Origin of the sequence: Bacillus sp. Y3 (assembly GCF_008123875.1) — a bacterium.
Lineage (GTDB): Bacteria > Bacillota > Bacilli > Bacillales > Bacillaceae > Bacillus > Bacillus altitudinis.
The window spans coordinates 86,386-99,391 of the sequence record NZ_VSSC01000001.1 but is presented as its reverse complement, the minus strand read 5'-3'; the positions used below and the strand labels follow the sequence as shown (position 1 = coordinate 99,391).

Annotated in this window: 15 protein-coding genes; 7 read left to right on the top strand and 8 right to left on the bottom strand. The window is 39.1% G+C overall.

Annotation, left to right across the window (positions count from 1 at the left end; translation table 11 throughout):
* Positions 1-311 precede the first annotated feature (311 nt).
* From degQ to FXF70_RS00540, 6 genes are all read left to right on the top strand, one after another.
* On the top strand, positions 312-452 hold the full coding sequence (degQ, locus tag FXF70_RS00565; RefSeq protein ID WP_003213123.1) for a degradation enzyme regulation protein DegQ: 141 nt from the start codon (positions 312-314) through the stop codon (positions 450-452).
* Positions 453-603: 151 nt separating this feature from the next.
* The gene (locus FXF70_RS00560) at positions 604-1,527 is read left to right on the top strand and encodes a polyprenyl synthetase family protein (protein ID WP_035389264.1); all 924 of its coding nucleotides are present in this window, start codon (positions 604-606) and stop codon (positions 1,525-1,527) included.
* Complete coding sequence (comX, locus tag FXF70_RS00555) at positions 1,505-1,675, top strand: competence pheromone ComX (protein ID WP_017358941.1); 171 nt, start codon at positions 1,505-1,507, stop codon at positions 1,673-1,675. The genes FXF70_RS00560 and comX overlap by 23 nt, the downstream gene beginning before the upstream one ends.
* Positions 1,676-1,688: 13 nt before the next feature.
* Positions 1,689-3,995: a sensor histidine kinase gene (locus FXF70_RS00550; RefSeq protein WP_079920597.1), complete on the top strand. Its 2,307-nt coding sequence runs from the start codon at positions 1,689-1,691 to the stop codon at positions 3,993-3,995.
* 80 nt (positions 3,996-4,075) lie between these two features.
* Positions 4,076-4,717: a two-component system response regulator ComA gene (gene comA, locus FXF70_RS00545; RefSeq protein WP_007500477.1), complete on the top strand. Its 642-nt coding sequence runs from the start codon at positions 4,076-4,078 to the stop codon at positions 4,715-4,717.
* A 23-nt stretch (positions 4,718-4,740) separates the two neighbouring features.
* Positions 4,741-5,130, top strand: coding sequence for a hotdog fold thioesterase (locus FXF70_RS00540; RefSeq protein WP_017358943.1), 390 nt, complete (start codon positions 4,741-4,743; stop codon positions 5,128-5,130).
* A 90-nt stretch (positions 5,131-5,220) separates the two neighbouring features.
* Here the strand turns inward: FXF70_RS00540 and mnhG are convergent, their stop codons facing one another.
* From mnhG to FXF70_RS00505, 7 genes are read right to left on the bottom strand one after another with little or no spacing between them, the layout of a single operon-like run.
* The gene (gene mnhG / locus FXF70_RS00535; RefSeq protein ID WP_003213369.1) at positions 5,221-5,595 is read right to left on the bottom strand and encodes a monovalent cation/H(+) antiporter subunit G; all 375 of its coding nucleotides are present in this window, start codon (positions 5,593-5,595) and stop codon (positions 5,221-5,223) included.
* A complete protein-coding gene (locus tag FXF70_RS00530; RefSeq protein ID WP_008345849.1) occupies positions 5,579-5,860 on the bottom strand; it encodes a Na(+)/H(+) antiporter subunit F1 in 282 nt (93 codons plus the stop codon). The genes mnhG and FXF70_RS00530 overlap by 17 nt, the downstream gene beginning before the upstream one ends.
* Complete coding sequence (locus FXF70_RS00525) at positions 5,860-6,339, bottom strand: Na+/H+ antiporter subunit E (RefSeq protein ID WP_008345848.1); 480 nt, start codon at positions 6,337-6,339, stop codon at positions 5,860-5,862. Before FXF70_RS00525 ends, FXF70_RS00530 begins: the two co-directional genes overlap by 1 nt.
* 6 nt (positions 6,340-6,345) lie before the next feature.
* Positions 6,346-7,824 carry a Na+/H+ antiporter subunit D gene (locus FXF70_RS00520; RefSeq protein ID WP_148779657.1) on the bottom strand — a complete coding sequence of 493 codons (1,479 nt, stop codon included), beginning with the start codon at positions 7,822-7,824 and terminating at the stop codon, positions 6,346-6,348.
* A complete protein-coding gene (locus FXF70_RS00515; protein ID WP_003213576.1) occupies positions 7,817-8,158 on the bottom strand; it encodes a Na(+)/H(+) antiporter subunit C in 342 nt (113 codons plus the stop codon). Before FXF70_RS00515 ends, FXF70_RS00520 begins: the two co-directional genes overlap by 8 nt.
* A complete protein-coding gene (locus tag FXF70_RS00510; protein WP_008345843.1) occupies positions 8,158-8,589 on the bottom strand; it encodes a Na(+)/H(+) antiporter subunit B in 432 nt (143 codons plus the stop codon). The genes FXF70_RS00515 and FXF70_RS00510 overlap by 1 nt, the downstream gene beginning before the upstream one ends.
* Positions 8,586-10,997 (bottom strand): Na+/H+ antiporter subunit A, encoded by a 2,412-nt coding sequence (locus tag FXF70_RS00505; RefSeq protein ID WP_148779656.1) that lies wholly within the window; start codon positions 10,995-10,997, stop codon positions 8,586-8,588. The genes FXF70_RS00510 and FXF70_RS00505 overlap by 4 nt, the downstream gene beginning before the upstream one ends.
* A gap of 219 nt (positions 10,998-11,216) precedes the next feature.
* On the opposite strand from FXF70_RS00505, the gene FXF70_RS00500 reads away from it, so the two are divergent.
* Positions 11,217-11,426, top strand: a complete 210-nt coding sequence (locus FXF70_RS00500) for a hypothetical protein (protein WP_017358947.1) — start codon at positions 11,217-11,219, stop codon at positions 11,424-11,426.
* Between the two features lie 73 nt (positions 11,427-11,499).
* Here the strand turns inward: FXF70_RS00500 and FXF70_RS00495 are convergent, their stop codons facing one another.
* Positions 11,500-12,837, bottom strand: coding sequence for a 2-hydroxycarboxylate transporter family protein (locus tag FXF70_RS00495; RefSeq protein ID WP_008345838.1), 1,338 nt, complete (start codon positions 12,835-12,837; stop codon positions 11,500-11,502).
* Positions 12,838-13,006: the final 169 nt, after the last annotated feature.

Genomic DNA, 13,006 nt, shown 5'->3' with positions numbered 1-13,006 from the left:
TATAACATGAAAAACCGAGGAAATAGAGGGGATCGTATGTTCTGTATCGTGAGAATTGTGACGAATGATGCCTGTTCATGTCGCAAAAATGACGTATTTCCTTTGAAATTGAGATAAAAGTATCATTTGAAAAGTCTGAAAATGATGAAAAAAGACCTATTGAATTTTGCGGTATCACGCACACATTTTGTGCATACTTTTCGGTGAAAAAATACTCAATAGCATTTACACTGTTAGTAACAGATCAAATACTTATGACCCAATCAACATACACAAATACATTGATCTTCCAAAAAAGGAGAGTGGAATCGATGGAAAAGTATGAAATCGAAGAACTTAAACAACTATTATGGAAACTTGAAAACGAAATTAGAGAAACAACGGCTTCTCTTCATAACATTAACAAAAGCATTGATCAATACGACAAATATGAATATGTGAAAATTTCTTAAAGACTTGATAACCATCAAGTCTTTTTTTTATCCAAATACATACAAAAAAAGGATATATTATTATATAATTGTTAAATAGTGATGTCAGTGGACATTTGCTTATTTCTTTTTAGTAAAATAAGAGGCGAGAGGGTGAGGATCAAGATCGAGTATGCTAAACTATCTAGAGAATACAAAAATCAAGCAGAAAATGTCTGATTTTATTCAACATGCAGTCAGGCAAAATGATTTACAAAAGCTGCTTCTCGAATTTACAGATATAAAGAATGAATTTCCTTTTGGGCAATTGGCTTACCAACATTATGAGGCATTTGGCGGACAAGACAAGCAAGCGATTACAAAACTGGCAGCAGGGATTGAACTTCTCATCTTATCTGCCGATATATTAGATGATATTGAAGATCAGGATAATGATTCGTATCCTTGGATGAAATGTCAGAGCGGAATTGCGATTAATGCGGCGAATGTTCTCTTTGCATTGAGTTTTGATGTGTTTTCAAAGCTTGATCATGGAGCGAAGCTTTTAAACAATGTATATTCTTATTCCATTCAGTCAATGCAAGGGCAGCATATAGATATGACACTGGAGCCAGAGAATGAGCAGGATTGTTTAAATATCATGAAGTTAAAAGCAGGGTCACTGTTTGTATTACCTTGTGTGTTAGGTGTTGTTTTGGCAACAGGTTCTTTTGAAAAGAAGGTAGAAGAATATGCTTATTACCTAGGAATGGCGGAACAGCTTGAAAATGACTATCTAGGTCTTTTTAATAAAGATAATGTTGACTTTAAAAGAATGCAAACATTACCGCTAGTTTACTTGAAAAATGAGTTTAATCCATCTAGTTCAGACTTGCTCAGTTATTTTCAATCAAAGGATAAGAGTGCCGGCTCTGAAGAATTAAAGGATAAATTAAAAAAATCTGGTGCTCAACAATATGTATTTATTATGAGAAACCTTCTCAGAAATAAGTTTAAAGAAGCATTCAAGAAACTACATTTAGAGGCTTCAAAAAAGAAAAAACTGATACTTTTTTTAAATGGAGATGGAGAAGATGAAAATTCAGGAATTGGTTAGTTATTTAGTGGAGAATCCTTCAACATTAAATCAAATTGCTAATGGGAACGCATCATTGCTTCACGTTGATCAAGAAACTGCAAGTATTATTGTTGACGGATTCCAGAAAGAAGACGTTATTAAAGCAATCATATGGGCAACTGCTTGAGTAGATAAATATTATGAGAAAGTTTTACTCTAAGTTAACAGTTATATTAGTTATCCTTAGCTTCATCTATGTGATTTACATCTCTTATATCAACGTATTTAATATTTTTGTTGGAGCAGCTGTTAAGGAAAATAGTCAGGGTCAACTTGAGGTAGTGGATGTCGATAATTTTACAGATAGCTATCTAGCTGGAGTTAGGAAAGGCGATATCATACTTGAAGTGAATGGGAATAAAAAACCAGTTGAAGAAGTTAAAAGAGGTTTTTTAGCTAATGTTAAAAGTTTAGTCGTTGATAGACATGGTGATAAAATTGATTTAGAGAATGTAAGGTTATTGAGTCAAGCGAATCTGTTTATTTATCTAATACCAGTCATTCTTTATTCCATCTGTCTATTTTGTATATTTATGATTTTAAAAATGAATAAAGCAAACCAAAAAGAGTCAGCTTATATTTTAGCTTTATTTCTTTTGGCGGTGTCTATAGGTTATGTAAGTTCTGGTGGTTCTGGAAAAGGAGAGGCTATCAGTCGTATTCTTGTAATCGTTACAATGAATATTGTACCTCCACTATATATGCACTTTATGTATCAATATTTAAAAGAATTAGGAACAGAAATTATTCGTCGTCGAGTTCTTTTTTATTTGTATCTAGTTCCAGTGACTAACGTTTTATTAGTTTTATTCTATAAAAATAAAGCAGGACCAGTAGATCTATTAGCATATGTCAATTTACTTTCATTTTTTGTTCTGGCTTTCCTTTCGATTATTATCACTATAAGGGCTGCTAAAAAATTGAAAGACAATGAAGTCAGCAATGTACTTCGAGCATTTGCACTCATTTTAATCTCAGCATTCAGTCCATTCATGCTATTTTTTATCATTCCTTATTTTTTTGGTATATATTTTATTTCACCGTATGTTGTTGCATCGTTTGTTCTTTTAATTCCTTTTTTCTTAGTCTATCAATTTATGTCAAATAAGCTATATAATGTTGATTTCTTTATGGGAAGGATTAAATACTACGGTTTTTTAGCAATTACACCGACAATACTAGTGGTTGTTCTTTTTGATTTTATTCAAAAGCCAAATGCAAATTTCTATACAGTGAAATTTACGATTATCACGTACATTCTTATGCTTACCGTCTTCTACTTTAAAGAAATTATCGATTTCCGTTTTCGATTGAAGCGTTTTTCAGAGAAGCATAATTATCAGGATAGTATATTTAAATTCACACAGCTTATTCGTGAGGCGTCATCACTTCATCAAGTATTGTATCATTTAAAATACACCATCTTAGAAGTACTTGTTGTGAACAAAGCCTTTGTGCTTGAAGTGAAGGCAGATGGACAAATTGTTGAAATTGATGAATCAATAGAAGAAAGCCAGCTATGGAAAGATTATGTGGACCAATTTCAAGATATTTTAGGTGAAGTTGGTAAAATCATCGGGCTTGATAAAGGGTTTATGATGAAAATTGGTGAGCGGGGCGGTCACTCGTTTGTGATTTGCTGTTTATCTAATTTAAGGACACCTAAGCTGACCCGCGATGAAATTTCATGGCTGAAAACATTGGCATTTTACACAAGTGTCAGTTTAGAAAATGTCGTCAAGATTGAAGAATTGATGGAGCATCTTGAGGATTTGAAACAGCGGGAAGCCAATCCCGCCTGGCTGAAGAAAGTCATGTTCGCCATGGAAGAAAAGCAGCGCTCAGATTTAGCGAGGGATCTTCATGATTCTGTGCTGCAGGATTTGATTTCACTGAAGAGACAGTCCGAGATGTTCTTAACCAATTTCCAAAACAACCAATGCCCAACATCTATTGAAAATTCGCTGATCTCTTGGAATGAACAAATGTCTAAGGTGATTCAAACCACGAGAGAAACATGTCATGAACTTCGGCCGCAGCTCCTCTATGACTTGGGGTTAGTGAAGGCAATTTCGAAGCTGACTTCGCAAATTCAAGAGGAAGCGCCATTTCATATTAGGCTGAATACAACCCGCTTTGATAAAGAACTGGACATTGATATTGACTCACAGCTGAATATTTACCGGATAGTGCAGGAGCTGTTATCCAATGCGTTGAAGCATTCTAAGGCCAGCCAAGTCTTAGTGATGCTCATTTGTATTAAAGATCAAGTTGTTCTCCATTATGAGGACGATGGAGTCGGATTTGATGCAAGCCAGCTTGATCAGCACACGATGAGCATGGGTCTTTCTGGCATAAGGGAACGAGTCAAAGCTCTAAATGGAAAGCTTCAAATTCACACAGCACCTGAAAAAGGGCTCAAGGTGAAAATTGAAATGGAATTGTAACGATTTCTTAAGGAATAAGACTTGGCATCTGCCAAGTCTTTTATATAAAATGGAAGTGAGTGATTTAAAGGGAGGAAGACATGAAGAAGATATTGGTCATTGATGATCATCCGGCTGTCATGGAAGGGACAAAAAGCATATTAGAATCAGATCAGCAGCTATCAGTCGATTGTTTAAGTCCTGATGCAGAAGGCGCCTTTTTAAAGACGCATGACTTTTCCATCTATGATGTGATCTTGATGGATTTAAATCTCGGGGATATCAATGGAATGGACATTGCCAAACAAATTCTAGAAACGAATCAACAAGTGAAAATTATCATTTATACAGGATATGAAGTAGATGATTATTTCGAAGAGGCCATTCGAGCTGGATTGCATGGTGCAATAAGTAAAACAGAGACAAAAGACAAAATTATTGAATACATACACCGCACATTGCAAGGAGAAGTTGTCATTCAGCTATCCTATTTAAAGAAATTAATTTCACAGCAGCAAGAGAAGCCAGAACAGGCGCAGCAGACGGATCATGAGCTGTTAACAGAGCGTGAATGCTTAATCTTAAGAGAAGTGGAAAAAGGGTACACAAACCAAGAGATCGCCGATGTGCTTCATTTGAGCAAACGCTCGATTGAATACAGTTTGACCTCCATCTTTAATAAGCTGAATGTTGGATCTCGAACAGAAGCGGTGTTAATTGCAAAATCGGAAAGTGTCCTGTAAACGTGTGAAGGGAGAGGGCCTTGATGGATGTGAGTGGTTCAAATACACTGCTTGAGGCACTGGGGATTGAGATTGTGGAATGCAATACGTCACGATGCGTGGCGACAATGCCAGTCGATCACCGAACAAAACAGCCATTTGGATTACTGCACGGAGGAGCATCAGCTGCTCTAGCAGAAACAGTGGCAAGCATGGGTGCTGCTGCTCATTTGGATTTAACGAAGCAGGTTTGTTCAGGTATTGAAATCAATGCCAATCATTTAAAATCTGTACGTGATGGAGTGGTGACAGCTACAGCTGTTCCTGTACATGTGGGACGGCGTACAATGGTATTCCAAATCGATATAAAAGATGATCGAGACCGTCATATCTGTACGTCAAGATGTACACTCGCTGTCATTGATCGCATATAAAAAAGCTCCCGGTGCAGCGGAAGCTTTTTTTAATACCCTTTTATGAACATGCGGGTAAAGTGAACAAGACCTGAATGTCAGGTTCTTCATTTATAAATAAGAGTCTTCTTTTCGTTTAATGACAAAGTTACGGAAACCGCCATAATCATCTTGGACACTTCGTTTGTCCATTTTCACACCAGTGTTGTAAGCGGCTCTTCCGATCAAATGAGCGCCGACTGGTGCGGTCAGAAAGATAAAGACAATCCCAAGCAGGATTTTCGCAGAGATGATCCCTGCAAGAAACCATTCATGAAAGAACACACCAACTAAAATGAGAACAACACCAAGTGTCGATGCTTTTGATGCAGCATGCATACGTGTGTAAACATCCGGCAGGCGAAGGACACCAATGGCTGAAATTAAACAGAGGATGGCGCCAAGCAGAATAAAGAAAATTACGATCGCTTTAGCGATGACGATCATTTTCAATCACTTCCCCTTTCTCAAGGAATTTGGAAAAAGCGACAGTGCCGATAAAGGCAAGAATACCGAGCAGTAAAATAATTTCAAAGAACGTCGTGGTTTTCAGTAAGATAGACACGATGGCTGTCATCCCAATTAAATTGATTCCTATCGCATCAAGCGCACTAACGCGATCAGGAATAGAAGGTCCTTTGATGACCCGTATGACAAAAAGCAAAGTAGACAGCGCAAGAATCCCAAGTGACATTTGCAAGATCAGTTCCATTACTTACCGCTCACCTCCTGAATCGCTTTTTCAAATGATACCCGAATATCGTGGATGGCTTTTTCAGCATCTTCAATATCCATCGCATGAATATATAAAATCGAACGATCATCCGAAATATCGATGACCAGTGTACCAGGTGTTAATGTAATCATATTAGCCAGTATGGTGATTTCCCAATCTGTTTTTAAATCTGTACGAAAGGCGAAAATACCAGGCTTGATCTTAAGCTTTGGAGATAACACCGTCTTGAGTACACTCAAATTGGCAAGAAGCAGCTCTCTGATAAAAATGATGACGAGCTTGAAAATCGCATAAAGGGCATAGCCGTAAAAACGTTGCGGGAAGAATCGCCGTAGCATAAAAATGGCGATCATCCCTAGTGCAAAGCCTGATACAAAGTCTGCAGCTCTGTATGTATCATTCATAAACATCCATGTAAAGGCGAGGAGAGCGTTTAATAATATTTGAAAGGCCATGTTCATCTACTCCTTCAGCACAGCTTGAATATATTTTTCTGGTGTTGAAAGCATTTCCGCAGCTTGATTGATATAAGGTGCAATGAATTCTGTGCCTAATCCAATCGCAAGCGATAAGATAACAAGCAGTACCCCAGGATACACCATTCCTCTAATGGATGGCTTTCTTCTTCGCATATCCTGTTCCTCTCCCCAAAACGCGAGCATGAAAATCCTCATAACAGAATAAAGGACAAGAAGACTGGACAGTAAAACAAGGATAGAGAACATCATGTACCCAGCAGAAAACCCACCTTCAACAATTTTCAGCTTGCCAACAAATCCACTTAGCGGAGGAATACCCGCAAGTGATAAAGCCGATATGAAGAACATCCAGCCGAGTAGAGGCTGGGATTGAATCAGCCCACCCATTTTTTTCAGATGATTGGTTCCAGCATACACAAACAGTGCCCCTGCAAGCATAAATAGAGCTCCTTTGATCACCATATCGTGAATGAGGTAATAAATGGCGCCTTGGAGTGATGCCGGTGTATTGGCCGCAATCCCAAACAAAATGACACCAACAGCTGTGACAATGTTATAAATCACAATTTTTTGCACATCAGAATAGGCGATAGAGCCAATGACACCGAATATAACCGTTAGAGCGGCCAGCCAAGCCATTAGTGTATGTGTAAAACCTGTATCATGTATAAAGATAAGTGTGAAGACCCTGGCAATTGCATATAGCCCGACCTTTGTCAGCAGTGCGCCAAACAAAGCTGAAATCGCTGCCGGCGGTGCATGATAAGACCCTGGCAGCCAGAAATAAAGCGGGAAGACCCCAGCTTTTAAGCCAAATACGATCAGGAACAGAATGGCAATCACGGTGATTAACCCTGTTTGCCCAGATTCAGCTATTTTCACACTTAAATCAGCCATGTTCAGTGTGCCTGTGACTGCATATAAACACGCTACGCCAACAATAAATAATGCCGATGAGATAATATTAAACACAATGTATTTCAGTGATTCACGAAGCTGGGGCTTTGAACCACCCAGAACAATAAGCATATAAGATGCCATCAGCAACAATTCAAAGAAGACAAACAGGTTGAAAATATCTCCCGTTAAAAAGGCACCACTGACACCAGCTAACAAGAATTGGACACCAGAATAATAGAACAGCCGCTCTCTTTCTTTCCCAATCGTTTGAAAGGAAAAAAGAACTGTGACAAGTCCAACAATGGAAGCGGTCAAAACAAGAAGCGCAGCAAACTGATCGGCCACAAGGGCAATGCCAAACGGTGCTTTCCAGCCGCCCAAATAAAGGGTTTGTATGCCGTTTGTGAAAATCGTTTGGACCAAATAGACATTACAGATAATGGCTAAAAGAGATGCAAACACACTAAAGCCTCTCGACAGCATGGTGTTTTTATTCATAAAAATCAATAATGTAGCAGCTAGTAATGGTATTAATATAGGCAGGATCACGAGATTATTCATGCTGATCATTTCCTCTCATTTGATCCATGTCATCTGTTCTCAGCTCTTGGAAGGCACGGAAGGCCATCACGAGCAAAAAGGATGTTACACCAAAAGCAATGACAATGGCTGTTAAAATTAATGCTTGTGGCAATGGATCTACATAGGATGTGAGCCCCTCTTTCAAAATAGGAGGTGCTCCCTTTTTTAAGCCGCCCATTGTTAATAGAAGCAAATGGACGCCGTGACTTAAAACGGCAGTACCGACGATGACCCGTAGAAGGCTTTTTGAAAGCATTAAATAGGTCGCTGCCATAAAAATGATTCCGACGATAATAGACATTAGAAATTCCATTATTCCTTCTCTCCAATCGTTTGAATAATGGTCATGGTGACACCAACAACAACTAAATACACACCGATATCAAACAGGACTGCTGTCGCCAGTTCTGTTTTCCCTAGAAACGGCAGTTGGAAATAATCAAATGCATGGGATAGGAAAGGTGCTCCGAACAGAAAAGATCCCATACCTGTTAGGATGGCAACGAGCAAACCGACACCAGCCACATAAATAAAGTCAAATGGTAAAATGCGTCTGACTGTTTTAAGGTCGTAGGCTAAAAGCAGAAGGACGACAGCACCAGCACTCATCAAACCGCCAATGAATCCTCCGCCAGGATTGTTATGTCCTGCAAGAAATAGGTGAAGTGAGAAAAGCAAGATGATGAATGCTGTAATTTTAGTAGTGACTTGTAAGAGCATATCATTCGTATCAATCTTTCTCATCGCCGTACGCCTCTCTTCCGTTTTCCTTGTGCTTTTACCTTCAATAATCCATAAATACCGAGTGCCGCAATGGCCAGCACTGTAATCTCAAAGAGTGTATCAAAGCCCCTGAAATCGACAAGAATGACATTGACAATATTGTCTCCGCCAGCCAGTTTGTAGCTGTTTTCAATGAAGTACGTTGAAATTGTGTCAAGAGACTGCTGGCTTGTTGAAGCGAAAGCAAGACAGGTGACAACGACTCCAACACCTAATGAGATGATCAAATTTGTTAATTTAAATCTTCGTGTTTTTTGCTTCAGACTCAGCTTTGGCAAATGATAGAAGCAAAGTAAAAACAGCGCGACAGAAATGGTTTCAATAATGAGCTGTGTCAGCGCAAGGTCAGGTGCTCTGAAAATCACGAAGAACAATGACAGCGTGTAGCCCATAACACCTAGCGCAATAATAGCTGTTAAGCGTGAACGAGCAAATACAGTCGTGACTGTCGCTGTGACCATCACAAGTGAAAGGATGGCTTCGTACGTGCCGATTGATGCAGCGTGCTCAGTTTGAAATGAGAAGGCTTGCTTGTAGAACATCACGCTGCCAAGCACGATAATCATGAACCCAAATACATAGACAAGATAGTCACGAAGGAATCCTGTCATATAACTGTTTGTTAGGCGGTATGACCCTTTTTCTACACCTATAAGTGAACGATCATACAAAGCGTTAAATGACCATTTTTCTTTAAATATGTTGTACATTGGGCGCCATTTCGACAGCGTTAAATAGCCAATGGTACCGAGTGCAACTACACCAATTGTCATGTAAAGCTCTGGCTGGAATCCATGCCACGCTTCAATTTTTACGGCAAAGCGGCTTCCTGTTTGAATGGCTTCAGGAATGATCGCTTGCATGGCAGGTTCAATGACAGAATAGGCAAGAATATTAGGGAAAAAGAAGAACGTGACCACAAGTGCAGCTAAAATAATTGGCGGGATCAGCATACCAATTGGTGCTTCATGCGGTTTTTTCTCCAATTGATCGACATTCAGACGGCCTCTAAATGTTTTAAAGACGATCATCATACTGTAGATGAACGTAAACACACTAGCGAGCCAAGCGATAGCAGGGAAGATAGCCCCCCATGTTGACACATCCGTAAAGCTGATCTCAGAAATCCGGATCATACTTGTGAAAAATAGCTCTTTACTTAAAAATCCATTAAAAGGCGGGAGTCCAGCCATCGAGAATGTACCAATTAACGTAATTGTAAAGGTAATTGGCATGATGGTCATTAATCCACCTAATTTGCGAATATCACGTGTACCTGTTTCGTGATCGATAATCCCTGCTGCCATAAAGAGACTACCTTTAAAGGTCGCGTGGTTAATGAGATGAAAAATAGCAGCAAGAACGGCTGCGCCAAAAAAGGCAGGGTTGTTTTCATGAATGGCAGCTGCGCCTACTCCTAGCATGAGCATAATCATACCGAGTTGACTCACTGTCGAGAAGGCCAGAATGGCTTTCAAATCATTTTGCCGAACGGCGTGGAAAGATCCCCAGAATAGTGTGATAAGTCCGACAATCGAAATGGTCCAAAACCACACCTCTGATATAGCAAAAATCGGACTAAAGCGGGCAACCAGATAAATACCGGCTTTGACCATAGTAGCAGAATGTAGATAACTGCTTACAGGGGTTGGTGCTTCCATAGCATCAGGCAGCCAAATATAAAATGGGAACTGCGCTGATTTCGTGAAGGCCCCTAGTAAAATGAGAACCATCGCAGGGATGAAATAAGGTGATGCCATAATGAGCTGAAGCTGATTGACTGCTTCGCGAATACTGAATGAATCAGTGATCAGGTAAATGAGGATGAAGCCGCCAAGCATAGCTAATCCGCCAAACACAGTAATAAGCAGTGATTTGGTTGCTCCGTAACGAGAACGCTCCCGCTTATACCAATACCCAATTAAGAGGAAGGAAGAGATACTAGTTAGCTCCCAGAACAAATAAAGTACGACCATGTTGTCAGAGAGAACAACACCGAGCATAGCGGTCATAAACATTAATAAATACGTATAGAAAGAGCCAAGCTGTTCTTTTTCCTTTGATAAGTAGAAAATACTGTACAGTACCACAAGTGCACCAATACCTGTGATGAGTAAAGCAAATAACAGGCTGAGACCATCTACATACACAGTGAAATTCATCCCTAGAGAGGGAATCCATTCAGCTTGTGAGAACAACGTTCGTCCATTCGAGGTGATCTGGAGCATTTGGATGAAATAGGTAAATAAAAGAATAGGCAAGATGAGAACAAACCATCCTGTATGTATACGCCTTACGTATTTAAAGAGAAAAGGGACGACAAAGGCAAGTAAAAAAGGTGATAGGATGGCGAAGTGAATAAGCTGCAAGAAAATGAACCTCCTTTGATCAATATAAATTCACGTTCTAAAGAACTGGTAACTAAAATTATAGCGTAAATACAGACATAGTGCATTGGTTTGAACTGATTTACGGCAAATCGAAATTGTTTTGAGTTCTTTTGACCACAAAAAATATTTTATCAAAAATGAAACTCGTTGTATATTGTTTTGTATTTCGTACATGCTTTTCTTAAAGGAGCTGATCAAATGAAACGAAAGATCGCCATCAGCTTAAGCATATTCTGCACGATTTTAGGAGGAGCATTCTTGATTGAACGAAATGATCAAAAAAGGTGGCAGGCCGGGAGTGAATGGCCGCTATTTTCTGAACATCTCCTCCATATGACCTATCCGCAGGCGAAACAGTATCCTTTTCAGCCTCGGGAGTATATACGAATTGTATTAGCTGATGAATGAGGATGTATGGGAGAAAAGAAATATAAAAAAAAGCATGTCCCTTATGAAAAGGACATGCTTTTTGTTTCTTTTTTTAAGTAAACATTCTAAGTAAGATTGTTGCGCAAATAACGGTTGCTGCTCCGCCAAGACGTGTAGAGACTTGAGCGAAAGGCATAAGGCCCATTCTTCCAGAAGCTGAAAGAATCGCAACATCACCAGTACCGCCTAATCCACTGTGACAGCCCGTCACAATGGCAGATTCAACTGGATACATGTTCATGAATTTACCAACAAAGTAACCAGAACCAACCATGCCTAGAACAACAGCAATACATACACATACGAAAGGAATCGAAATAACAGTGGCCACATCATCAAGTGGAATGTATAGAATTCCTAAACCAACCATTAGAGGCCATGTAAAGCTTTTCGATACAAACTTGTAGAACTGTTGTGAGCCGTTTTGCAAATGCTGAGGCATCACGTTTAAGTATTTGATTAATGCAGCAAGAACAATCATTAAGATTGGACCTGGAATATGAACAAAACTTTCTAATAAGCCGCCAAAGATAAAAGTTGTACATGCAACAAGTACACCTGCACCCATTAAGCTGAAGTCAACTTTAGTATCCATTTCAGGCTGTTCAAAGATTTCATTTGCTTCTTTTGATTTAACAAGTCGTCCATTCCCGTTTAGTTCAGGACGTTTTTCACCAAGCTTTTTCATTGCGCCAGCACAAATGATGGCAATGACGTTCCCAATAACAGCAGCCGGAATCAATTGAGAAATTAATGACTCTGCTGATACACCAAGAATTTGCGAATAAGCAATCGATAATGGCAATATCCCTTCACCGACACCACCGGCAATAATCGGTACAATGATAAAGAAGAACGAATGATGCGGTGTGTAACCAACTAGAAGACCCACTAGAATTCCAGCAGCTACAGCTGTAATTGTACCTGCAACAAGAGGAACAAACATACGAATAAGGCCTTGTACTAAAACAGTTCGTTGCATCCCAAGAATACTACCTACTACAAGAGCAGATATATAGAAGTATAGGAAGTTCGACGTTTTCATCAGAGACGTAACCGCTTCCAACGAGTTTGGATTCAGAACATGAAAAAAGACCAGGAACGATGGTACGAATAAAGAAAGAATCGCCGGTCCACCAATATCTTTTAAGATTGGAATACGTTGTCCTACATCTCCTAGGAAAATCCCCAAAATCATAATAACAGCGAAACCACCAAGCATATTTGCTGGAATTTTATTAAAATAAGCGGCAGTTAAAATAATCGCTGCAAGTACTATATACACAGGTAGATCAATAACACCAATTTTCCAAGAAAGAATTTTTCGGAAAACGCTTTTATTATTGTCAGAATCGTTTGTAATCGATTTCAATTGTTGTGTATTAGCCACATAAACACCCCCAAATGCTATTTGTCTCAATTGTAGAAGATTCTGTGACACTCATCTATTTATTAAACTAAATTAAGTGTAATAAAAGTAAAATAAACGGGGGTTTTGTCGTTTTTATCATACAAAAATCCCCTGAAGATAGTTTGTCCTTCAGGGGATTGATCATACA

Bases quoted from the DNA above. Each gene is read 5' to 3' on its own strand.
- degQ (WP_003213123.1), top strand. From the start codon at position 312: ATGGAAAAGTATGAAATCGAAGAACTTAAACAACTATTATGGAAACTT.
- FXF70_RS00560 (WP_035389264.1), top strand. From the start codon at position 604: ATGCTAAACTATCTAGAGAATACAAAAATCAAGCAGAAAATGTCTGAT.
- comX (WP_017358941.1), top strand. From the start codon at position 1,505: ATGAAAATTCAGGAATTGGTTAGTTATTTAGTGGAGAATCCTTCAACA.
- FXF70_RS00550 (WP_079920597.1), top strand. From the start codon at position 1,689: ATGAGAAAGTTTTACTCTAAGTTAACAGTTATATTAGTTATCCTTAGC.
- comA (WP_007500477.1), top strand. From the start codon at position 4,076: ATGAAGAAGATATTGGTCATTGATGATCATCCGGCTGTCATGGAAGGG.
- FXF70_RS00540 (WP_017358943.1), top strand. From the start codon at position 4,741: ATGGATGTGAGTGGTTCAAATACACTGCTTGAGGCACTGGGGATTGAG.
- mnhG (WP_003213369.1), bottom strand. From the start codon at position 5,595: ATGATCGTCATCGCTAAAGCGATCGTAATTTTCTTTATTCTGCTTGGC.
- FXF70_RS00530 (WP_008345849.1), bottom strand. From the start codon at position 5,860: ATGGAACTGATCTTGCAAATGTCACTTGGGATTCTTGCGCTGTCTACT.
- FXF70_RS00525 (WP_008345848.1), bottom strand. From the start codon at position 6,339: ATGGCCTTTCAAATATTATTAAACGCTCTCCTCGCCTTTACATGGATG.
- FXF70_RS00520 (WP_148779657.1), bottom strand. From the start codon at position 7,824: ATGAATAATCTCGTGATCCTGCCTATATTAATACCATTACTAGCTGCT.
- FXF70_RS00515 (WP_003213576.1), bottom strand. From the start codon at position 8,158: ATGGAATTTCTAATGTCTATTATCGTCGGAATCATTTTTATGGCAGCG.
- FXF70_RS00510 (WP_008345843.1), bottom strand. From the start codon at position 8,589: ATGAGAAAGATTGATACGAATGATATGCTCTTACAAGTCACTACTAAA.
- FXF70_RS00500 (WP_017358947.1), top strand. From the start codon at position 11,217: ATGAAACGAAAGATCGCCATCAGCTTAAGCATATTCTGCACGATTTTA.